Annotated in this window: 22 protein-coding genes; 6 read left to right on the forward strand and 16 right to left on the reverse strand. The window is 59.0% G+C overall.

Annotated elements, in window-relative coordinates:
- Positions 1 to 31: 31 nt before the first annotated feature.
- The 9 genes from HER32_RS14280 to HER32_RS14320 form a co-directional block, all read right to left on the reverse strand.
- Positions 32 to 2,356: a hypothetical protein gene (locus tag HER32_RS14280; protein ID WP_168682350.1), complete on the reverse strand. Its 2,325-nt coding sequence runs from the start codon at positions 2,354 to 2,356 to the stop codon at positions 32 to 34.
- Positions 2,343 to 3,095, reverse strand: a complete 753-nt coding sequence (locus tag HER32_RS14285; RefSeq protein ID WP_168682351.1) for a hypothetical protein — start codon at positions 3,093 to 3,095, stop codon at positions 2,343 to 2,345. The genes HER32_RS14280 and HER32_RS14285 overlap by 14 nt, the downstream gene beginning before the upstream one ends.
- Before the next feature lie 106 nt (positions 3,096 to 3,201).
- Positions 3,202 to 3,900, reverse strand: a complete 699-nt coding sequence (locus HER32_RS14290) for a hypothetical protein (RefSeq protein ID WP_168682352.1) — start codon at positions 3,898 to 3,900, stop codon at positions 3,202 to 3,204.
- 804 nt (positions 3,901 to 4,704) lie between these two features.
- Positions 4,705 to 7,149: a BT4734/BF3469 family protein gene (locus HER32_RS14295; protein ID WP_168682353.1), complete on the reverse strand. Its 2,445-nt coding sequence runs from the start codon at positions 7,147 to 7,149 to the stop codon at positions 4,705 to 4,707.
- A gap of 138 nt (positions 7,150 to 7,287) precedes the next feature.
- The gene (locus HER32_RS14300; protein ID WP_168682354.1) at positions 7,288 to 7,653 is read right to left on the reverse strand and encodes a hypothetical protein; all 366 of its coding nucleotides are present in this window, start codon (positions 7,651 to 7,653) and stop codon (positions 7,288 to 7,290) included.
- Complete coding sequence (locus tag HER32_RS20440; protein ID WP_168682355.1) at positions 7,646 to 7,963, reverse strand: helix-turn-helix domain-containing protein; 318 nt, start codon at positions 7,961 to 7,963, stop codon at positions 7,646 to 7,648. Before HER32_RS20440 ends, HER32_RS14300 begins: the two co-directional genes overlap by 8 nt.
- A 104-nt stretch (positions 7,964 to 8,067) precedes the next feature.
- Positions 8,068 to 9,027 carry a hypothetical protein gene (locus tag HER32_RS14310; RefSeq protein WP_168682356.1) on the reverse strand — a complete coding sequence of 320 codons (960 nt, stop codon included), beginning with the start codon at positions 9,025 to 9,027 and terminating at the stop codon, positions 8,068 to 8,070.
- Positions 9,028 to 9,100: 73 nt separating this feature from the next.
- Positions 9,101 to 9,556, reverse strand: coding sequence for a hypothetical protein (locus HER32_RS14315; protein WP_168682357.1), 456 nt, complete (start codon positions 9,554 to 9,556; stop codon positions 9,101 to 9,103).
- 11 nt (positions 9,557 to 9,567) lie between these two features.
- Positions 9,568 to 9,927, reverse strand: coding sequence for a hypothetical protein (locus HER32_RS14320; protein ID WP_168682358.1), 360 nt, complete (start codon positions 9,925 to 9,927; stop codon positions 9,568 to 9,570).
- 198 nt (positions 9,928 to 10,125) lie between these two features.
- On the opposite strand from HER32_RS14320, the gene HER32_RS14325 reads away from it, so the two are divergent.
- From HER32_RS14325 to HER32_RS14335, 3 genes are all read left to right on the forward strand, one after another.
- Positions 10,126 to 10,290 (forward strand): plasmid mobilization protein, encoded by a 165-nt coding sequence (locus HER32_RS14325; protein ID WP_168682359.1) that lies wholly within the window; start codon positions 10,126 to 10,128, stop codon positions 10,288 to 10,290.
- A 109-nt stretch (positions 10,291 to 10,399) separates the two neighbouring features.
- A complete protein-coding gene (locus tag HER32_RS14330) occupies positions 10,400 to 10,678 on the forward strand; it encodes a hypothetical protein (RefSeq protein ID WP_168682360.1) in 279 nt (92 codons plus the stop codon).
- Positions 10,679 to 10,917: 239 nt separating this feature from the next.
- A complete protein-coding gene (locus HER32_RS14335; RefSeq protein ID WP_168682361.1) occupies positions 10,918 to 11,196 on the forward strand; it encodes a helix-turn-helix domain-containing protein in 279 nt (92 codons plus the stop codon).
- 7 nt (positions 11,197 to 11,203) lie between these two features.
- On the opposite strand, the gene HER32_RS14340 is transcribed toward HER32_RS14335, so the two are convergent.
- From HER32_RS14340 to HER32_RS14360, 5 genes are all read right to left on the reverse strand, one after another.
- Positions 11,204 to 12,439, reverse strand: a complete 1,236-nt coding sequence (locus HER32_RS14340) for a tyrosine-type recombinase/integrase (protein WP_168682362.1) — start codon at positions 12,437 to 12,439, stop codon at positions 11,204 to 11,206.
- Positions 12,440 to 12,886: 447 nt separating this feature from the next.
- Positions 12,887 to 13,192, reverse strand: coding sequence for a hypothetical protein (locus HER32_RS14345; protein WP_168682363.1), 306 nt, complete (start codon positions 13,190 to 13,192; stop codon positions 12,887 to 12,889).
- Positions 13,193 to 13,352: 160 nt separating this feature from the next.
- Positions 13,353 to 14,441 carry a PAS domain-containing sensor histidine kinase gene (locus tag HER32_RS14350; protein ID WP_168682364.1) on the reverse strand — a complete coding sequence of 363 codons (1,089 nt, stop codon included), beginning with the start codon at positions 14,439 to 14,441 and terminating at the stop codon, positions 13,353 to 13,355.
- A gap of 170 nt (positions 14,442 to 14,611) precedes the next feature.
- On the reverse strand, positions 14,612 to 15,670 hold the full coding sequence (locus HER32_RS14355; protein ID WP_149072177.1) for a response regulator: 1,059 nt from the start codon (positions 15,668 to 15,670) through the stop codon (positions 14,612 to 14,614).
- Positions 15,648 to 17,264: a sensor histidine kinase gene (locus tag HER32_RS14360; RefSeq protein WP_168682365.1), complete on the reverse strand. Its 1,617-nt coding sequence runs from the start codon at positions 17,262 to 17,264 to the stop codon at positions 15,648 to 15,650. The genes HER32_RS14355 and HER32_RS14360 overlap by 23 nt, the downstream gene beginning before the upstream one ends.
- 179 nt (positions 17,265 to 17,443) lie before the next feature.
- Between HER32_RS14360 and HER32_RS14365 the strand changes: the two genes are divergently transcribed.
- Positions 17,444 to 17,761 carry a thioredoxin gene (locus tag HER32_RS14365; RefSeq protein ID WP_149072175.1) on the forward strand — a complete coding sequence of 106 codons (318 nt, stop codon included), beginning with the start codon at positions 17,444 to 17,446 and terminating at the stop codon, positions 17,759 to 17,761.
- 129 nt (positions 17,762 to 17,890) lie between these two features.
- Here the strand turns inward: HER32_RS14365 and HER32_RS14370 are convergent, their stop codons facing one another.
- Positions 17,891 to 18,277 (reverse strand): group III truncated hemoglobin, encoded by a 387-nt coding sequence (locus HER32_RS14370; RefSeq protein WP_149072174.1) that lies wholly within the window; start codon positions 18,275 to 18,277, stop codon positions 17,891 to 17,893.
- Between the two features lie 20 nt (positions 18,278 to 18,297).
- Entirely contained in the window at positions 18,298 to 18,789 is a 492-nt protein-coding gene (locus HER32_RS14375) for a hypothetical protein (protein ID WP_197748841.1), read from the reverse strand.
- 183 nt (positions 18,790 to 18,972) lie between these two features.
- Here HER32_RS14375 and HER32_RS14380 point away from each other — a divergent pair, with 183 nt between their 5' ends.
- Together HER32_RS14380 and ccoS are read left to right on the forward strand one after the other, a co-directional pair.
- On the forward strand, positions 18,973 to 21,384 hold the full coding sequence (locus tag HER32_RS14380; protein ID WP_168682366.1) for a heavy metal translocating P-type ATPase: 2,412 nt from the start codon (positions 18,973 to 18,975) through the stop codon (positions 21,382 to 21,384).
- A 22-nt stretch (positions 21,385 to 21,406) separates the two neighbouring features.
- Positions 21,407 to 21,556 carry a cbb3-type cytochrome oxidase assembly protein CcoS gene (gene ccoS, locus HER32_RS14385; protein ID WP_168682367.1) on the forward strand — a complete coding sequence of 50 codons (150 nt, stop codon included), beginning with the start codon at positions 21,407 to 21,409 and terminating at the stop codon, positions 21,554 to 21,556.
- The last annotated feature ends 36 nt before the right edge of the window (positions 21,557 to 21,592 follow it).

Below are 21,592 nucleotides of genomic sequence, written 5' to 3' on the forward strand. Positions count from 1 at the left end.
GTATCGGCGCGGGGTAGGAGTAAACATGGCTTTATAGATATTTGAATCGCCCACTAAAGGACTTTGAGGCGTCTGACACACCCAACGAGTTGTCTATTTCCATCTGCATTGCTCTCTTGCGGAGCGCGTCAATATCTACTGCCTCCCGTTCGCCGATTTGGAGGCGGGCTGGGCCGTGGGCGGCTATCTGGGCAGTGTTGCCTGCGGTGGCCCCGGTGTTTGTGGCAGTGGCCCGGGCATAGGCCAGAAGCTCTTCCAGCTCTACTACTCGTACCGCTACCGTACCAGGTGGCAGGCTGGAAGGCGTGCCCACAATTCCGCCGTTGGCATACATGCCGCTTGGCGGGGAAAGCACACGCATCTGGCCGGCCTTATTCATGCGCTCCAGCTCGGGCAGAAAGGCCCGGGTAGCCCACTTGTTGACAACATATTCCCCGCCTTCCATTTCTCCCAGGTGCGCCCCGGACTTGTGCCACATCTGAATTCCGCCCGCCTCGTGACTAGGGCCGCTAATAAGCCCTACCTGCCCACCGTTGCGGAAAGTCTTAGCCAGGCCCCGGGCGCTGGCCACCACCCCCACCACCGCGGCCAGCGCGGTTATCATGGCCGGAATGTTGGCCGGAAAGGGAAGGGCAGATGCTGAGCTAACAGCTTTCACCCCCGCTTCCACGGCCGCCGCACCGGCCAACGCCAGGGAAACCTGCTGGCTGACCTTCATTAGCTTTTGCCGCTCACGTTCTGCCTTGGCTTGCTCGGCGGCGGCCTGGGCTTTTTCGGCGGCCAGCTTCTGTTCGGCCTTGCGCTCCGACTCAATCCGCTTTAACAGAAAGTCGCGCCGGGCCCCGGAAGCGGTGGCCAGCTTGGCTTCGTCGGCTTCGCGCCGGGCGCGGGCCTCACTGAGCCGTTGGTCTGCCTGATCAAAGCGGGCCTGGGCTACTTCTAGGGCTGCATCAGCATCAGCGGTGGCAGACTCCAGTAGCACATTGGAAATGCTGCCTACCGTTTCGGCCAACGCTGTGAAGGTGTCACTGATAAGCGTTTTTACCTTTTCCAGATCCTCCGGCTTCACCCCGAAGAGGCCAACCATGATCTTGTCGGTAATGCTGGGCAGCTTCTCATCAACAACGTCCTCGGCTTCAATCAGCACGCCCTCCACCGCTTCCGGCAGCGCGGCCCCCGCCCGCCGAATGTTGAAGGCATTAGCATAGCCATTTGCCACGGCGTCAGCTAGCTCTTTCTGCCGAGTGCGCACGACCTCAATCGTCTCCAGCTGCTGGCCGCCGAGGTCGGTAAGCTCCTGCTGGTGGGCGGCAAAGTTCTCCTGCTGTTTCTTTTCGTTGGCGGCCTTCCGCTCGTCTGCTACTTTCTTGTAGTGCTGGGCATCCAGCACCCGGATTTCGGAGAGCTTATCAGCATGCGCTTTTTTCTCTTCGTCGGAATTCTGCTCTATCAGCTTCAGCTCCTGCTGCAGCGTTTTACGCTTCAGAGCGTAGGTATCCCGGCCGGCGGCCTCCTGCTCAGCTATCAGCCGTTTGTTGCTATCAATCGTGAGCCGTAGCAGCTTATCGGCGGCTTCCTTGGCGGTTGCCTCAACTGACTCCTGATAGCCCACTGCGTAGGCCTTTCCGATTACGGCGCCCACCGTGCGGGCTTTCTTAACCGCTCCGGAAAAGTCACCACTTACAGCCAGGTCAATCACCTGAGAAATGGTTTTGACGCCGCCGATAATGGCATCCAATGTGCCACTGGCCACGGCCTTTACCTTATCAAACAACTGCGGCAGGCCACTGACTGAGGCTTTCACCTTGTCAAAGTTGGCAATGAGTAGCCCCACGCCCACAATTAGCAGCCCAATGCCCGTAGCAGCCAGGGCTACCCGCGCAGCCCGGCCCGCTGAAGTAGCCGCTTGCCCGCCGAATAGGTAGGCTTTAGCCAGCTGCAGCTGATTTTTGACGCCGGCTATGGTTTCGCCGTTCAGGCCCCGCTGGATAGCTTCGAAGCTGCTGGTAATGGCCAGGACCTCCTGTAGCTTCTGCTCATAGTTTGAAATGTCAGCTAGGCCCAGGTTTTTGCTGGCTATGGCTATTACCCCAAAGCTACCGACTACCCCGTCTGCGAAGTCGGCAAACACGGCCCCCCGATTTTTGAGCTGCAGCCCGTCAATCGAGTCCTCGATTTCGACAATGGCAGCCTTGGCGCGCCCCAACGAAAACAGGGCGGCCTCGGCTTCTCTGGTGCCCGAAACGGTTTTATCCAGCTCGGCTTCCAACCGCTTCACTTCATCCCGTATCTGGCCCACTGAGGCAACCGCCTGCTGGCCGTTTACCTCTATCGTGTACTTCTTAACGAGGGCCATGATTGCGCTTCTTTTTGGGTGGGGTGGTGTTGGTGCCGCCGATAACCTTGCGGGCTTTCTGCAGCGCGCGGCGGGTCAGCGCATGGGTAGCTTTCTGGGCCAAGCCTTTCGGCGGCGCACTGAGTAGCTGCTGCTCCACGGTGTCGACCAAGGCCAGAGCCCGGGCATGCACTTCGTGGTAAGCCTGGGCTGCCACCGCCCCGGGGCCAATGACGTTCACCAGGTGCACCAGCGCCGGCCAGCCGATGGACATCGGCACCGCGGCCATGGTGGCCGGCGCCTGGGCCAAGTGGTCGAACTGCTCAGGGCCCGGGGCGGGGGTGTAGAGCATAGCCAGCAGGTGCGGCACCACGGCGGCCATACGCTCCAGCGTTGGCAGGTCAGTGGGCAGGGCGTCGATAGCAATCTGATACTGGTAGACGCTGAGCTTGCTCAGGTCGCCCACGTGGTGGTAGGTAGTGCCGCCGTACTCAAAAGAAGGGGCGGGCTCTCCGCTGGGCAGCGGGCCCTTGTGCAGGAAGGGGGCGTTCAGCAGCAGGTTGGCCAGTAGGTCCGGGTCCTCTTCGAAGGCCGCCGGCGGCAGGCCGGTTAGGGTGGCCATAGCGGCGCGCCGGGCCTCGGCGGTGGGGGCTGTGGCCAGGGCGGTAAAATCGGCCAGCGCTACATCGTCCCAGCAGCCGGGCAAGTAGCCAGTAAGCTGCCCGCCTTCGTCGTCTGTGATGGTAAGGGTGTGTTTCATTGGGTAGGGTCGTTAGGGCGCACCAGCGGGCTCAGATGTACGGTTTTGACAGGTTCTAACCTTCGCCGGCGCGCACGTGTGGACGTATGAACTACTATGAAGTGGGCTACTTCAGGTTGCCAGGGAAGCCGGCCAACAGGTTCAGCTGCTGCAGCTGCGGAATCAGTTCCTGTATCAGCCGGTGCTCATGCGGCTCCAGGGCGCCCATGTTGCTTTCGTCGGTGAAGTACCCCGCTATCTGTGGGCCTACCAGGTGTTGCAAGCTGGCATCAGACGCTCGGGTTTTCCGGTAAATAGTGCGCAGTTGGGTAAGCGGCTTGGCCAGTTCGCGGAAGAACTCCAGCACGTGCTGCTTTCCGGTCCAGTCAATGGCGTTGGCTTCAATCCACGCGTTGAAGTCGAGGCCATACTGGGAAAGAAGCTGGCCAAGGCTATACCCTTCGCGGGCAAGCATAGCGGGCCGGTTGCCAGTGGTAAGCATCAGCCCGCTATAGGTTCTTTGCAGGCCTTCAATACGGCGTGGCAACTCGTCGACTATAGCGTAGCCGGTCAGGTCAATGGTATCAGCTATTAGCTTTTGCTGGGCCTCTTCCGTGCGCAGCATTTCGAAGCGCATCTTCAGGCCCTTGTCAAATGCCAGCAGCTTGGCAAACTGCTGGGCCCGCAGTACGCCGGTTAGCGTGTTGATGTCCATTGACAGCGGAAGCTCGTGCTCCTGCAGCAGCGCCCGGTACTCTTCGCACTGTTTGATAAAGCCGTGGGCGGTTTGCTTGGCGGCGGCAACTTCTCTTTTGGTGAATAACATGGTTTTTTGATTTTGGCAGGCTGCTACACGCGCCCGCGTTGAGGTGTGGAAAAGTGTTGAATTGGGCTTAGGCAGCCCGGCCCCCGCGCACGTGTAGGGGTGTCGAAAAGTGTCGCCTTGGCTGGGCTCAGATTCTGACATTTCTCAACATATGTCAGCATGCTGGGCTGTTCAGATGTTAAGTTTTGTTAAGTGCTAAGAGCCGGCGGGGGCCGGGCTGGGCCGTTAGTGCTCATTGTGGTTTGCTGGCCGCTAGGGCCGTTTTATGTCAGGTTTTGTCAGGTTCGCCCGCGCCCACGCGTTGGGGTGTCCGATTTTGTCCGGCGGGGGCTCACGCGCACGTGTGGGGGTGTTCACTTTTGTCATCCAGGCGCGCTTCACGCGTGCACGTAGGGGTGTCTACTTTTGTCTGATAGGCAGCCTACACGTGCGCGTTGGGGTTGTCAAGTTTTGTCAAGCTGCCCGCCTCGCCCGCCCGCGTAGTGGTTGTCACCTTTTGTCACCCTAGCCGTGGGGTGTGAAACAGGCCTTAGATTTTGGTGTCAGGTTTTGGCGTCAGGTAAAAAGGCCGTTTGGAGAATCTGGAGCAGGTTTTTAGGGGGTGACACCGATTTTTGAAATGGTGTCAATACCTCTTATACTATTCTTGTTTTGTACTTTTCTTTCTTACACGTTTAATAAGTAGGATAAAATAAAGAATGATATATTGCCTATAGAATAGTTTTGACACCATTTCGCGTTTTGGTGTCAGGCATCAAAAAGGGCCCTGCCAAGCTGCAAACGGCCTTTTCAGCTGACACCATTTCAGGCCGGCCCCTCAGGCGTTTTGGTGTCAGCCTGCGGAAGCGTGAAGTAGGGCTTCCCCCGATAGTTCTCGCCAAGGTCCCGGCTGGAGTACTTGTACTTCTCAAATCCTTCGAGCTGCATTTTCTTGCCCAACTGCACTTTGGTCAGGCGCTTATCACCCGTGTGATTCTGGTAGCGGTCAAAGGCGTCATCAACCCAAATCCGGGCGTAGCCTTTCTCTACTATTTCGGCCAGCAAATCTTCCCTCAGCTCCTGGGCAAACTCATGGAAGCCCACCCCCACCGACTGCACCAGCCCGCGGGCCGCTATGCTCTTATTCTTCAGCAGCAGGTGCCGCTTACCGCACGCCATAAAGTGCTGCACCCAGCCCAGCGCCAGGTTGTCAAAGCGGGTCCATTCGTCGGCGTCCCAGCCCTGATTGAAGAAGCCGCGGCCATTAGCATCATCCCGGGGGGTATAGGCTGCCGAGTAGCGTTTCGCTAAGGCTATTTCCACCTTCCGGCGCTCTGAGCTGTCGTCGTCGCCCGTAATGATGTCGTTCGAGGCCAGGACGAATTTGGGTGCCTCATCAAACGGAATAGTGCGCTGCGCCTGGTACTTCCGGTTGATAGCAAAGCCGTTGGTGATGTCGGCAAACAGCAGGTCAAAGCTGTTTCGCTGCGGCTTCCATTCATCCAAAAACAGCACCCGGGCCCCGTCATCCATCAGTGCATAGCGGAACGGGTCCCTAAAATCAAAGCTGGCCGCCCCGATGATGCTCACCTGAGTCATGGCGCCCACGCCTTTCATTAGCAGCCCCTTGCCTGTGCCGCCGCCGCTTCGGCCCACTTCGCCCGTTTCGTCCATCAGCACCACAGCCCGGGCGTTGGTTTCGTCTTTGTAGCCGTGCACCAGGTAGCCCAGGGCGCGCTGCAGCTGGTCGAGCCGCTGCGGATCCTGAGCGGTCAGGTGCTCCATGAAAGAGTGAAAGTCACAGGCCCGGGCAGTTTCGTCAGACGTCACCTCGAACGGCCGCGGCTTGCGCTGGCTGTCCCAAATTAGCCCGGGCAGTTCTTCATAGGGGCGGGCCACCCGGCCGGCGGCGGTTACTTCTACCCAGCAGTTCTGGTAGAAGGAATAGTGCACCTCGGGAGTGTCGCGAATGAACTCGCCGGCCAGGTCAGGCAGAAACAGCAGCCCCTGGGCATCGAAGAGCTGCCGCTGCAGCGTTTCAACCACCTCTTCGAGCTGGGACCGGTAAACCCCGTCGAACTCAAAGGGAAGGTCCTCCAAGTAGCTTTTGGCGAAGCTCATCATTTCACCAATCCGCGCCCGATATACTACCTGAGCTTCCACCCGCACAAAGGCAAAGCCGCTGGCTGAGCTGGCATCGGGGAAGCGCCGGAAGCCGCCGGCCGTGGCCAGCCAGCCGCGGAAGCGGTGTTTGCTCAGCTGCAGCTTCAGGGGCTTATCCTTGCCCGGGTCATCTACGCTCCAGAAGGTAAGCAGCGCCACCTGCCGCGCCTGTTCTTCTTTCACGGCCTCCACTGCCGCCGCCACCTTCTCGGCAGGTAAGCCCTGGGCCGCCGCTGCCCCGGCCGCAACATCGGCCGCCGGCGCGCCCTTGCGTAGCTGCTGCCGCACTTGGTACTGCAGCGCATCGGGCAGAATCGGCTTGAGCTGCCCGGCTTTCAGCCCGTCCTCAATCGTGGCATAGGCGGCCTTTAGATTGGCCACCGCCCGGCCGCTGATAGTGCCCCGCAGCTCTTCCCGGGCTTCCTGCTCACTGAGGAAGCCGCCGCCGATGTAGCCCCCACACACATAGGCCATTTTATTCAGCACGTGGTGCTTCTGACCATCTGGTGCCGTGGCCACTTTCTCGCAGGCCCGCCGCAGCGCCAACTGCCCGTAGCCTTCACCGCGGCCGCGGGGCTGCCAGTCCGTAGCGGGGCGCGGGGCTACTGGTTCCGGCCGCGGGGCCGGCGCTGCCGACAGCACCTCATCAAAAACCTCTGACTGCTCATTGATAAATAAGCTCGGGTCATAGCTCACATAGCGGGTCCTGCTTACGTCTTTGCAGGCCGTGTCGATAGTGAGTGCCAGCGCGTCTTTGTAGTAGCGCTCCAACGCCCGAAAACTATCCTCGTGGTGTGTAGGCGGAATCTTCACCAGCACACAGAGGCCGGCGCCGCTGGCACTGACAAAACAGGCGTAAGTGTAGCAATCAGCCTCAATACGCTTCCGGTCAATTGCTGGCACCAACCCCGGGTTGGGTGTTGCATCGATGTCCAGCGCAATCAGCCCGCTGTGCTCTAGCAGCCCCTCCTTACCCCGCCGGCTGAAGGTACCGGAAACAGTAGCCGAGGGCAAGCGCTCTTTTGCCGCCGCCCGCTCTGCTTTGGTGGTGGTGCCCCTAACGTCACCGACTTGCGCCAACCAGCGCCCCGAACGGATGCCGTTCAAGAACTCGCTAATGGCTATGGCTTGGCTGTCGGAAGATGACCGCAGCTTTGAGAAATATGAAACGTTCACGTCAGTAGTTGCCAGCTGTGAACCCGCCCGGCGCGTAGCAGCCGGGGGCAGGCCTAGAAAGGAATCCGCTTATAGTGTGGGCAAAGGCGCCACCGACAGCGGAAAGAAAATGCGGGAAATGCTCCGTTTAAGAAGGCCGATTTCCCCCCGATCAAGGGTCGCATCATGTTTGTGCGTGATAACCAGCGGGCCGTCGTTGGCCAAATCATTGCGCTCGATGCACACGGCACACGTTTCGCCAGGATAGTTTTGGAGCAACATGGCCTTCTCACGCTCGCTGTAGTAAGAGCCCCCCCGTCTGGACTGAGCCAGAAAAACAAAAGCCCCCGGCGGCAGGCGGGAATAGTCAGCACTGTCCACCTCGGCAACGGTGTAGATCTGACTATTATGAATTACGAGTTGCGTCTTTGACGCCAGCAGGATAGGCTTAGCCACGGGCGCGCCCCCCCCTCTGACTCCGCTGCTGAGTCTGCATGCTGGCCAGCACCTCACCTCGGCGGAAGTAAGTACGGCTACCCATTTTCTTGAATGGTAGCTTGCCTTGACGCTTCCAATCGTGGATTGTGTGCACGCCCACGTCGAATAGTGCCGCAGCCTGTTCGACCGTTAGCAGTTCGTCGGCTTCGGCCGGTGCTGCCGGTGCTGGGCCGATACCTGCCTGCTGGAGCTCGAAACGGACAATAGCCCGAAACTGCTCTATCAGTTCATCTGCTGAAATTCCAGCGGTTATAATTGAGGGTTGCATTATTCCTTTGGCCCCTCTTTAGTGAGGAGCTAAGGCGAAGTAGTGCAACTAATATGGGTCAAAATGAGCCGACCCAAGTAAACCCAAACAAACCCGAAAAAACCCTATAGCCGTGAGAGTACGCGGTGGTAATAGGGGTTTACGCTCCTGCTGGGGGTTTCATTCAGACGACCACTATTGATGCGACTTGTACTGATTTTAGTACCAGGGAATGTTGATTTTATAAGTTTCGCAGCAGTACTGCCAGCCACATCAGAAACGATGTAACCCTCGTTAACAAGAGCCCAATACAACGTTATCCAGTTAGATGGCTTTTGCGTGGCCGTCCTAGTTCTGGCGTCAAAATCAAACAGGTTTAGCCCCTCTTTTCCTAATAAGTTGTCCAGCCGTTGGCGGGTGAAGCCAGAACTCAGCAGGTCGTAAAAAGTCTTAGGGGTTGCGCGCCCAGCAGGCGGAGTCTTAGCAGATGCCCGAAGCTCGGAAGGCGCTTGCTTAGGCAAATGAGATTCAGGGCCACTTATAGTGCTGCCAAATTCGTTGACATCAGGAACAGGCAAAATATCATGCTTGCCAACTACAAGGCCAGCAACACGCCTACGCACCACATCTGCAGCTGTAGTCATTTTAGCTCGGAGCCAATCTTCAGCATGCTTTAAACTACCAGGAATTGCTGAACTACTGGGGTTAAGTTGAGCGTCTTGCAGCAGGCCGATCAAATACATATAGTCGGCCGTGTATTCTATAAGCGAGTGCCTTGTGACATGTTCCAAGTAAGCCAGGCGAAATGCCCGAGTGTTGAGACCAACTCTAAGAACGAATTCATCCTCAAAATCAGCATGGAAAGGGGTTGTCTTGCCCCCATGAACGATATCTTCTAAGTCATCATCCCACACGCCCTCAGCTGCCATTTCAAGGGCATGCCGTGCGCGCCAGTTATAATGATATACCGGATCATTAAAATCAGGCTCATCATCCCTTTCATCGGAGTAAGGACCATCATAATCCGATGGCAAAAAATCCGTTCCGTAATCGGTGGAATCCTCAAAATCCTTATCAATGCTCATCAGCTTGCCAGCTTGCTAGGTTCAGGGTACAAGATAACCCAGCGGGCCCACTCCCGCCGGGTTATTACAGGGATTATTGGCCCCTTCTGGGCTTCTTAGTTGGGCGCGGTGGTTCGGCTTCGTTCGGCGCTTTAGCCTCATCATCATCTTGAACACTGTGCATTCGCTGCCTAGTAATGGCCTGCTCCCTAGCTAGGTCATTCTTGCTCTTATTGGGGTTCTGACTTAACTCAGTATATATCTCCTTTTGTTGGGCCTCAAAAGCCAGTTCCCGGGCCCAGTACACTTCCATCTTTTCCAAGTTTTTCACCCGCTCGCCTGCCTTCTCAAGCAATACATCTAGCAGCCTATCACTATGCTTCCGCGGGCAAATGGCAACCGCAGTAGCGTTGCCAGACCGGAAAGTGACTTCCACTGGCCTCCCCATTTCAAATGCGCGGTAGATATTCAGAATGGCTTGCTCAGCTTCACGGGCTTCATTCAGGTATTGAATTGCTTCACGCAGTTCTTTTTCAGCGTAGGATTCCATGAGAAGAGAGTTTAAGCGTTAACAGGAAAGAAAGTGGTGCTACCATCAGCGAAGGCCAGTTGCAGGCAATCTTCACGGTGCTTCGCAATCCGATACACGTTGCGAAACCAGCGCTGCAGCCGGGCCACGCAGCCACAGCCGGCCACGCTGGCCGCCGTGCGGGCGCGCTCGGCATCAGAGAATAAGTGCGGGTCTTCCACCAAGCCCAGCACGTTGTTGCGCATGCTGCTGATGGTGGCCAGCTTCTGGGCCTCGGCGGCGGCTTCTTTGGCTTCCTGCTGCTTCTTCAGGAAGCGGCCCAGCGGCCCCTTGTAGCGGGGGAGGGTGGCGGCAACCTTCGGAGAGGTTGCGGCAGTGGTTGCGGTTTGCATACCTTTGATGTGAAGTGTTTGAAATGGCCCTTGCCGGGGCTGTTTTAGATTTCGGAGGTCAGCCCTTGCCGGGGCTGGCCTCTTTTTTTTGTTCCTGAGAACATGACAAAGGTACTACTACTTATGTAAAACACAAGTGTTTTATATGTGTTAGACAAATAAATTTTGTGTTTATTACTTGTGTTGTATATTTGTGCCATGGCACAGCAGCAACCCAAACCCAGAAAACCCCAGATAGGGGTAGAGGTAACGCCGGAAGAAAAGGCTCTTATCGAGAAGGTGGCCAGCGCCCGGGGGCTAAAGGCCGCTACGCTTTTGCGCACCTTGGCCCTTGACGAGGCCCGCCGGTTGGATATTAAATAAGCAAACCGCGCTCTGGGCTTTGCCGTGCGGCGGTTTAGCCCGTGGGCGCTGCGGCTGCTGATGCCGAGGTTGGCGTGGTGGGGTTAGGCAGATTTTATACCTTGTCAGCATGACAGATATAAACAATGAGCTATTCCATGGCAAGGCCGTGGCAGCTAAGGTCGAAGCGTTTGATAAAGGCATTAAACAGCTTGAGGAGAAGCACAAGGACTTCTTCAAGAATACAGTTTCTAAGTATTCACCTGAGGGAGAAGATAAACCAGCTGAAATAGGCGAGTTCTATACACTTCAGTTTAATAGCTACAGCGCTTCGATAGGCGTTGAAAACGATCTGCCTCCGGACATTGGCGAAGAAATTCGGGAGCTATTTAAACGTAGTTTCGAGTAACAATAAAGCCCCGACTGCTACTGCGGCCGGGGCTTTTTCTATCTTAGGACCATGGCCCGCTACTCCTACAACCCCGACCCTACCCCGCTTTGGCAGAAAGCCCTGATGGTGGCCTTCTGCCTACTGGTGGCTGCTGTGTGCGTGAAGTGCTTCCGGTAGCGAGGGGAAAGTATGGATAACTTTCCGGTAGGGCTGGGTAAACTGTTTGCCCAGCCCTACGGATACTAACCACCAATAGGATGATAGTAGATTTTCAGAACGGCCAGGCCATATTGCGCCTTTCAGAGCCCCAGGAGCAACGGATGATACAGGCCGCTGCAGTTGCCTACGCCAAAGAGAAAGCTGAGCAAGAAGCCCTCCAACAGGTCTATACTATTACCACTTTAGCGAAGCGTTTAGGCTGTGGAAAAACCAAGACTTACGAGCTGATAAATGCAGGGGTAATCAGGCACCAGTTGGTAGGAAATAAAGCCTTCATCACTGAAAGGGCTGTTCGGGAGTGGTTTGGTGATAAATAGGCTAGTGCTATTTCTTCGGGGCGGGCATTTCGTAGGCCTTGGCAAATTCCCGAGCAACGGTCTGCTCTGTAATGTTCACGTAGCGCTGAAAGGCCCGCCAGGTGCGGTGACCTGTTAGCTTCATTACCAGTTCAGGCCGCAGGCCGCGCTCCAGACTAAGGGTAACGAAGGTCCGCCGGGCGGTGTGGCATCCAAGCCGTTCCCACTTCGCCACGGTTTCGCTGGAGCGGTTGCCGCCCCGGTACTTGATGACCTCAATAGGGGAGTCGATGCCGGCCAGCTGGCCCAGCTCTTTCAGGTAGTCGTTCAGCTTCTGGTTGGATATTGGCCGCACCTCGCCGGCCAGATAGCGTGTGATAATTTCCAGGGCCCGGGCCTGAATTGGTATGCTGATAGTTTCACGGGTTTTCTGGGTGGTAAGCCGTAGCGTGTTGCCCCGCACGTGCTCTGTGCGGATGCTTACCAGGTCGGAGAAGCGCAGGCCGGTGTAGCAGCTGAGCAGGAACAGCGCCCGGGCGTTGTCGAGGTAGCCGCCGGCCAGCAATGCCAAGTTCTCCAAGGCTTCAACCTCTTCCGCCGTTAGCGTCATAATATCGGGCTCCTGCCGCTTCCACTTCATTTTCTCCCAGCCCCGGGCCGCAGTGTAGCCGCGGTCAACAGCGTAGCGCATAAAGCGCCGCAGGCGGTCTATATGCTTGGCTATGGTGTTGTCAGTAAGATTCGCCGGGCCCAGCAGGTACGCCGTGTAGGCATCGGCAAAAACCGGCGTGATGGTATCGAAGTCGACAGCGTAACCCTCTGCCTGCTCAAACTCCAGCAGGTGCCGCAGCGTTGTGTTGCCGGCCCGGGCGGTGCCAACCTTGCCCCGGGAAAGTGTCAGCTTTACCCATTCCGTGTAGTAGTCGGCAAATGATTTTTTAACCGATACCGGTGCGGGCGCCGTGGGCTCTTCAAGTGTAGCCAGGCTCTTCAGCGCCTCGGCAGTGGGCAATAGGCCCAGGGCCGCCTGCTCGTCACAGTAGTGCTGCAGTCGCTTCTGTAGCAGGTCGAGCTGGTCATTTAGCAGGCCGTTCTGCTGGTAGCCGCGTTCCAATGCGCGCTGTTCGGCTTTCACCCACTGCTTAGGCAGGATGCTGCGGCCGGAATAGACTTTCACGCGGTGGCCTGGGAAAGTAACCAGCGCAATAATGGCCGTAGGGATAACGGCATCAGGCCGCTTCAGGTGGAATGATACAGTAGCCATGCAATACGGGAAAGGTTGCCGTATCAAAGCTACTGAAATAATTGCCTGGGGTACATGCGGGGGTACAGATTAGCTATTTTGTACCCCCGCCAAAATATCTTATACTCACAACCTCGCTTAAAAAGCTTCCTCAGATGCCACTAAAGCAGTGTGTTTGAATGATCCTAGTAGTAGTGTAAGGTATAGGGTTAAAGTCCCTGCAGCTCCACTGAAAAGCCCTTCCCGGTATCGGGAAGGGCTTTTTTTATTGTATTACCAGTAGGTTTGCTGCTACTTTGAGGCGTTTATCATATTGAAGCAGAAGGGGATAAATGCTCCCTTATAGTGCTGCACGACCTCTTCGGCATATCAAAAAGCCGTTACAAGATTTTTAGGAGACACTACAGTCCAGTTATAGGCTTAGGCCACCAATTCCGTGAACCGGCTGGCTTACTTCCAGCTAGGAGATTAAGCTACTCGGCTGCCGAAGTACTGGCCGATGTGAACAGCCAACGTGCCTCCAAGCACAGTCCCGGCACCAAGTGTTGCCAGAAAACCAATAACTGCTGCGGTTGAATTCAAGTGTTGGTTTTCATCGGCAACTATCCAAGTGTAAAGCAGCGACGAGCCGATAACTCCCGCAAAGGCCCCGACGACAAACCAGGCGATATTGGCTAAGCTTAGCTTCCAGCGAGGGTGAAGTACAATAACGGCGGTTCCCAAGAGCGAGCTGATCACCACGCCGAAGACAAGTCCAAAGAGGGGAAGAAGCATAAGTTGTAAATATATACTTGTTTGGCTTTTGAACTTTCTGCTGCCAGTCAGGCGCCAATCAATACGTAAATGCCATACATGGTGCAGATTGGCTTGAAGTGCGCTGCCACATCAGTAACGTAACGACCCATTACAGGCCGTATAGTAAAAAGGGCGCAATTCAGGCCGGTAACGCTGGTATTTCCAGCGTGAAGGTGGCACCGTTGCCTTCGGTGCTGTCTAGCCAAATGTTGCCCCCGTGTAGCTCCACTATGGTTTTAATAACCGACATACCCAAGCCTGTCGATTTTTCCCCGCGCAGGCCGGGGCGGCGGGCTTTGGTGAACTTCTCAAACAACACCGGCTGCAGCTCACTGGGAATGCCCACGCCAGTGTCGGCTACCACTACGCGTGCCACACCGGGATGCGCTTCTACCTGTACTGCAATCTGGCCACCATCGGGGGTGAATTTGAGGGCATTGCTAAGCAGATTGTTGATAACCTGCTGAAACTTGTTGATATCCATGCGCACGTACAGCGGCTGCGGTGGTACGGCCAGTGTGATGCGCAGGTGCAAATGAGGCTGGGCGCGCTGATATTCCTCCACCGTCGTGCGCATCCACACACCCAGGTCGGCCCGGTCCCACTTAAGCTCCACGTTGGCCGATTCCAAAAATTCATTGTCGACGAAGTCGCGAATGAGGTTCAGGCCCTGCCGGCTGGTGCGCTCCATCAGCTCTAGCAGTCGCTGCGTCGACGCCGGTAGCGGCCCCTGCACTTCCTGGGTGAGCTGGTCAGTGAGTTGCTGGAGCAGCACCAGGGGCGTGGCCAGATCATGTGACAGAATTTCGAGCGTGGCGTTCTTCTTGGTGTTGAACTTCTGCGAATTGATTTCCATCTCCTTGGCCCGGGTAATATCCTCGAGGCGGCCGCTGAGGTAGCTTTGGCCATCGGGCTGCGCTACCCGGCAGGCCGTAAGCGAAAGGAATTGGGTGCTTCCGTTGGGCTGGGTTAGCCGCAGGGTCACGTCCTGCACCACTTCGCCCGTGGCGGCATGGGTAAAGCGGTAGTGCAGGTATTCGTGGTCATCGGGGTGCAGGCGCTTTAGCCAGTAAGGCAAATCGTCGTTCACGTGCGCGGCCGGGTCGCCCGTCAGTTGTTCGTAGCCGGCACTGACGTAGATAATCTGCTTGGCCTCCAGGTGGTACACAAAGTACACCGCGTTGCTTCCCTCAAGGAGCGGCTGCAGTAACGGAAAGAAGCTGGACATACTTACAGATAAAGTAGAGCAGGTGGAGGCCAGAAAGTGCGCCAGGTGCCGCCAAGGCGGACGTACCCTGGCGGCCAGATACGGACGCACACAGATGAGCTTTATACGGAGCTACGCAGCATTTGGCAATACCGTTTGAGGAGGCCAAGGCCAGGCCGTCGGAATAGTTCCTACCAGTTGGCGCGGCGCAGCTTTTCGGGCAGCAGCACCCGAATAAACTTGTTGTTCAGCTCGATAATACCATCCTGCCGGAACTCGCTGAGGGTGCGGCTGAGGGATTCCGGGGCCGTACCGATAAGGGCGGCCATGTCGTCGCGGGAAAGCTGGATCAGGGGCTGCTCGGGGGCGCTGGTGCTGGCTTGCTCGTGCAGGCGCAGCAGGGCGTCGGCCACGCGCTTGCGCAGAGAGTTGTAGGCCATATCCACCAGCTGCTCTTCCCGCTCGCGCACGTTGCCGGCCAGCAGGTGAATAAACTGCTGGCTTACCTCGGGGTTGCGCAACAGCAACTGCATAAAATCCTCGCCCGGAATGTGCAGCAGGGTAGCGTCTTCCACCGCAATGGCCGAGTCGTGGTGGGGGCTGTGTTCTAGCAGGGCCTTGTAGCCGAAGAACTCGCCCGCCTGGTATATGCCCGTAATCAGCTCTTTGCCGGCGGCCGTGGTTTTGGTGGTTTTCACCCGCCCGGCCTGCACAAAATACAGGCGCGTAGGCTCGTCGCCCTCCCGGTATACGGCCTGCTTGCGGCGCACCAAGTGGGGCTTGCGGTCCAGGGTGAGGCTGCTCAGGCTGGCGGTTTGCTGGGCATCCTGCAGAAACTCCTGCAGCCCGTTGGCCTGCAGGTCGTAGGTGGGCTTGAGGTGGCTGAAGCGCGCCAGCCGGCTGCTGATGGCGCTCAGCAGCTCACTTTCCTCGAAGGGCTTGGTCAGGTAGTCGTCGGCGCCCAGCTCCATGCCGCGGCGCAGGTCGCTCCGCTCGGTTTTGGCCGTCAGAAAAATAAAGGGCACGCCTTGCAGCTGGGGGTTCTGGTTGAAGATGTGCAGCACTCCGTAGCCATCCAGTACGGGCATCATGATGTCGCACACCACCAGGTCGGGCCGGGTACGCAGGGCCTGTTCCACGCCTACCTTGCCGTTTTCGGCGGCTACCACGGTATAGCCCGCCATTTCCAGAATCTCGGCGGTGTTTTCGCGGATAAAGTCGTTGTCCTCAATCAGGAGAATGGTTTTCATAGGGAATCGTAATCGTGACGGTGGTGCCTACCTCCAGGGTGCTTTGCAGGGAGATGGTGCCGTGCATGAGCTCCAGATACTTGGCAATAATGTACAGGCCCAGGCCGGTGCCGGGCACGTTGGTGACGTTGCGGGCCCGGAAAAAGCGTTCAAACAAATGCTCCTGGTCTTCCGGCGAGATGCCCACGCCCTGGTCCTGCACGCTGAGCGTGAGCTGGCCCGCCTGGCACTGCGCCCGTAGGCTCACCACCGAATCGGGCCCCGAGTACTTAATGGCGTTGGAAAGCAGGTTGACGAGAATCTTGCGCAAGAGGGAGGCATCGAGCCACACGTCGGCGGGGCAGTTTACGGCGGGCACTACCGTTTGGCCGGGCTTGAGCATGCCCTGCACATCGGCCACCACATCCTGTACCAGAGCCGGCAGGCGCAGGCGGGCCGGGCGGGCCAGCACCTTGCCTTCCTCAATGCGGCCCACCGACAGAAACTCCTCCAGAATGTCGTTGAGGTGATTCACCGACTGCCGGATCCGGTCCAGGTGTCGCACGCGCTTGTCCTGCTGCTCGGTGGCGGGGTATTTCTCAATCAGCGAAGCCGAGGTGAGCACGGCCGTGAGTGGGGTACGGAACTCGTGCGAGGCCATGCTCACAAACCGCGACTTCAGCTCGCCCAGCTCCTGCTCGGCCGCCAGGGCTTTGGCCAGCTCATCCTGGCGCTGCTCCAGCTGCTCCAGGGTGTTGAGCAGGGCGTGGGTACGGTCGGCTACCTTTTGCTCCAGGTCGGCGTTGAGCCGCTCCACGCGCTGCTGCTCGGCCAGCAGGGCCCGGTCGGCGTTGCGCTTGGCGGTAATGTCGAGCACGTAGGACACCACGTAGAGCTCCTCGTCCAGGTAGAAATAGCTCAGGCTGACTTCCACGGGAAACACGGAGCCATCCTTGCGCAAGGCTTCCAGCTCGCCGCGGTGGCCGCCCATGGCCCGCACGGAGGGGCGGGCGTTGAAAGAAGCGCGCAGCTGCTCGTGGTTGCGGCCGGGCATAGTGGGCACCAGCGCATCAATGCAAAGCCCCACCAGCTCCCCAGCCTGGTAGCGAAACTGCTGGTCGGCCATCTGGTTGGCCGACACGATGGTGCCGGCGCGGTTACACACCATGATGCCAATGGTGGCGTTGGCGAAAATAGCCTCGAAGCGGCTCACGCTCTGGGCTAGCTCCCGCTCTGCCTCCTGCAGCCGGTCTTGTTGCTGGCTGAGGCGCACCAGGTAATAAGGCGCCCCGTCGGCCGCAAAATACGTCAGCTCCAAACGCGCCCTTAGGGTTTCGCCGTCCAGCCGGGTAAGGTCGGTTTCCAGTACCTGCGGGCCTTGCCGGCGCGTCTGGTCAAGCAGGGCGGCCCAATTGGCGGATGAAAGCAGCGGGGTGCGCAGGGCGCGGGTGGGGTCGGCCAGCAGGGCGGGGGCGGAGGGGTACCCCAGCAGCTGGGCGCCGGCCGGGTTTACCTGGGTAAACCAGCCCCGCGTGCCATCATATACGCCCACGAACTCAGTAGCCTGGGCGAGCAGCGTGTGGGCCAGGGCCTGCGCAAGGGAATCGGTGGTCATAGGAGAAACAGAGCTGAGACGGTTATTGTCTTCCTTAGACGGCCGCCCCGCCCAAAGTAGCGCAAAAAAAAGCAGCCATCCGGGGTGATGACAATTGTCAACCGCTGGGGTGAGGAGGCTCATGGACTGCCAGGCAGGCCAGCAGGTAATTTTACGGCTACACGTTAATTTCTTCGTTGATGCCCTTTTCTCCGCCCTCACCTGCCTTGTCCTCCGATACGGCTGTGCTGCTGGTGCTGTTGGCCCCGGCCAGCGAAGCGCAGCAGCAAACGCACGTGGCGGCCAGCCTGCGAGCCTTGCAGCGGCGGCTGGGAACTGCCGTGCGCGTCATGAAAATAGATGAGGCCCGCCACCCCACCGTGGTACGCAGCTTCGGCACCCCCGAGCTGCCGGCCTGCGTGCTGGTACGCCAGGGCGTGGAGCTGTGGCGGCAGCAGGGCCTGCCCGAAGACGAGGCCAGCGTAACCAGGCTGCTGGCCGCCGCCGGCCCGGCCTGAGTTGGCCGCAGTTCCCTGCCACCCCGCAAAGTCTAGGCTTACGTACTTGAAACGCCGTTCTCGTTCGGCAGCAAGCTCCCAGCGGGCGTTGCCGCCGAACAAGAACGGCGTTGTTTGCTAAGCCAGTGCTTACAGCAAAGACAGCGGATTGGGGCGCAGTCGGCTTTCAAAAACGTGGGCAATGTTTTGGGCCCGCAGCTTGGCCTCGGCGGCTACCGGCCCAGCAAACAGCTCATCAACGGTAGCAAAAAACAGCTCGAGCCAGCGCTGGAAATGCTCCCCCGCAATGGGCAGGGGAATGTGCTTGAGGAAGGGCCGCCCCCGGTAGCGGGAAGTGTGCAGCAGGAGCCCACTCCAGAAATCGTACATCTGCGGCATGTGGGCTTCCCAGTTCACGCGGGCAAAGTCGTTGAAGATGGGCGCCAGCAGCGGGTCGGCATTCACCTTGTCGTAGAAGGCGTCTACCAGCGTTTTTACGTCGGCTTCGGTGTGAATATCGGGGCGGAATGGGGGCATGGCAAAAGCAGAAAGGAATACTACGAGAAAACGGCAGGCCGGGGCTGCACCGCGCCAACGGCGGCTGGGGCCGGCTGGAGCAGCCAGTAAAACGCCGTGCTGCCGGTGTACAACAGCGTCAGCAGCTTGGTAATTTCCAGGCCGATGTAGGAAGGGTGAAGCAGGGTGGGGGCCACCTCCCGGCCGGCTTGCAAAGCCAGGGCGCGGGCATCGAGGGCGGGCAGCAGCCCCACAGTTTGTACTAGCAGTACCAGGCTCAATACCCCCAGGCCCCACCACACCCGCGTCGGGGCGCGCAGCCCGGCCGCGCTTAGTAAGACCACGGCGCACAGGCCAAGCTCTAGTTTGTTGAGGGCGGCAAACACAATGCGCCCGATGCCGACGCCCAGCACGGTGGTGATGTGCGGAGCCGTAAACTTCAGGGGAGCTTCCAGAAAGGAAATACCGACCACCAGCCCGGCCCACAGAAACAGGGCGGCTACCAGCAGCAGGGCAAGCAAAGCGCGTGACATAACGAGAAAGAAAAGAGAGTAGTACGAAAAGAGAAGGCACTATCGGGAAGCGGCACCTTGCTGCAAAGATGTGGCACGCAGGCCTACGAGTACCTGATATCAATCATGGCGCGGCGTGACATCCCTCATCGGACCGGGCGCCACCGGGGCGGAGCTTTGTAGCTAAACTTTTCTGTGCCTGCCGTGCCTGCCGCTGTTCTTGCTTTCCCCGCTACTCACCTTGCCTGCGCCCACTGCGGCGACGACTGCCCGCCCGAGCCGCTACTGCTGGGGGAGGTGCCCTTTTGCTGCGCCGGCTGCCGCACCGTGTACGAGCTGCTGGAGGCCAACAACCTGTGCACCTACTACCGGCTGGATGCGCAGCCCGGCCTGAAAGTGCAGGACGTGGAGCTGCCCGTCCGCTTCGACTACCTCGACACCGCATCGGTGCAGGAGCAGCTGCTGGCCTTCCGCTCCGACACGCGCGCCCGCCTCACGCTCAGCATCCCGCAGATGCACTGTACCTCCTGCATCTGGCTGCTGGAGCACCTGCCCCGCCTGAATGCCGGCATCGTGGAGGCGCGGGTGCAGTTTCTGCGCAAGGAAATTACCATCACTTACCTCACCGCTGAAACCAGCCTGCGCGCCGTGGTGCAGCTGCTGGCCTCCGTGGGCTACGAGCCCCAGATTACCCTGGCTGCCCTGGGGGCCCAGCCCCACCGCGCCAGCCGCACCCTCTACTACCAGCTGGGGCTGGCCGCCTTTGCTTTCGGCAACGTGATGCTGCTGGCCCTGCCCGACTACTTCTCCTTCGTGGAAAGCTTGCAGCAGGGGTTCGGGCGGTTTTTTGGCTACCTCAGCTTGCTGCTGGCTTTGCCCGTGCTGCTGTTCAGCGCCCAGGGCTTTTTTCGCTCGGCCTGGCAGGGCGTGCGGCAGCGCTACATCAACCTCGATTTTCCCATCAGCCTGGGGTTGGCCTCCCTGTTTGGGGTGAGCACCTACGCCGTACTCACGGGCAGCGGCCCCAGCTACTTCGACTCGTTTACGGGCCTGGTTTTCTTCATGCTCATTGGCAAGTGGGTGCAGCAGCACACCTACGACGCCCTGCGCTTCGACCGCGACTTTACGTCTTATTTCCCCGTGGCCGTCACCTGGCTCACGCCCGCCGGCGAGCAGCCCATTTCGGTGAAGGAGCTGAAACCGGGCTACCGCATCCGGGTGCGCCACCAGGAGGTTATTCCGGCCGATGCCGTGCTTTTGCGCGGGGCTGGGCAGATTGACTACTCCTTTGTATCGGGGGAAAGCACGCCGGTGGCCCGCGCCTCGGGCGAGCTGGTGTACGCGGGCGGGCGGCAGCTGGGCGAGGCCATCGACCTGGAAGTGACGCGGGAGGTGTCGCAGGGCTACCTCACCCAGCTCTGGAACAACCCCGCCTTTGCCAAGGAAGAAACGCACCGCACCCTCGAAACCTACGCCAACCGCGTGGGCCGCTACTTTGTGGCCGTGACGCTGGTGCTGGCGGCCGGAACCCTGGCCTACTGGGCCCCACGCGACCAGGCCCTGATGTGGCAGGCCTTCACCTCGGTGCTGGTTATTGCCTGCCCGTGCGCGCTGTCGTTGGCCACGCCGTTTGCCCTGGGCGCCGCCCTGCGCGTGTTGGGCCGCCACAAGCTCTACCTGAAAAACGCGGGCGTGGTAGAAACCCTGGCCCGGGCCGATACGCTGGTGTTCGACAAAACCGGCACCCTCACCGACGCCCACCAGGCGGAAGTAGCCTACGAGGGCCGACCCTTATCAGAAAAGGAAAAGCAGCTGGTGGCCACGGCCGCAGCTCAGTCTACGCACCCGCTAAGCCGGCGCCTGGCCCAGGAGCTGGACGTAAAACCACTGCAGCCGACGGACTGCCGGGAAGTGGCGGGGCTGGGGGTAACGGCGGTGGTGGAAGGGCAGGAAGTTCGGCTGGGCTCGGCGGCTTTTGTCGGGGTGGCTCCGGCCGCCGGCGCTACCTCAGAAACCCGCGTGTACGTGGGGCTGAATGGGGAACCGGCCGGGTACTATACGTTTCACAATGTGTACCGGCCGGCCTTACCGGCCTTGCTGGCCAGCCTCAAAGGGCGCTACGCGCTGGCCGTACTTTCGGGGGATACGGCCGCCGAGTATAATAGGCTGCGCACTCTGTTCGGGGAAGATGCCGAACTGCACTTCCAGCAGACGCCCGCCGACAAGCTCGCCTACATTGCGGCGCGGCGCGCCCAGGGCCACACCGTGGTCATGATCGGGGACGGCCTCAACGATGCCGGGGCCCTGCGCGCGGCCGATGCTGGCATTGCCCTCACCGACAAGCTCACCAACTTCTCCCCGGCCTGCGACGCTATTCTGGACGTCAGCGCCTTTGGGCAGCTTACTACGTTTCTGGGTTTCTCGCGGGCGTGTTTGCGGGCCGTGCTCATCACCTTCGCCCTATCGTTTGCCTACAACGGGTTTGGCCTGGCCATGGCCGTGCAGGGCAAGTTCACGCCCATCGTGTCGGCCATTCTGATGCCCATCAGCTCCCTGAGCGTGATGGTGGTGGCCACCCTGCTCGTGCGCTGGGCAGCCCGGCGCTATCGTCTCTAACACCTATCAAGCCCCAAGCCCCATGACCATTATATTCCTGTTGATTTTCGTGAGTCTGCTGGTGGCCCTCACGTTTCTGGGGGCTTTCCTGTGGGCCGTGCGCAGCGGGCAGTACGACGACGCCTACACGCCCTCGGTGCGCATGCTCTTTGATGAGGAAGAGCAGCCGTAGGTGAATTTGAAAAGCGGGCGGTATTGACATCTATCA

The organism is Hymenobacter sp. BT18 (assembly GCF_012273015.1).
In the GTDB taxonomy this organism is placed as follows: domain Bacteria; phylum Bacteroidota; class Bacteroidia; order Cytophagales; family Hymenobacteraceae; genus Hymenobacter; species Hymenobacter lutimineralis.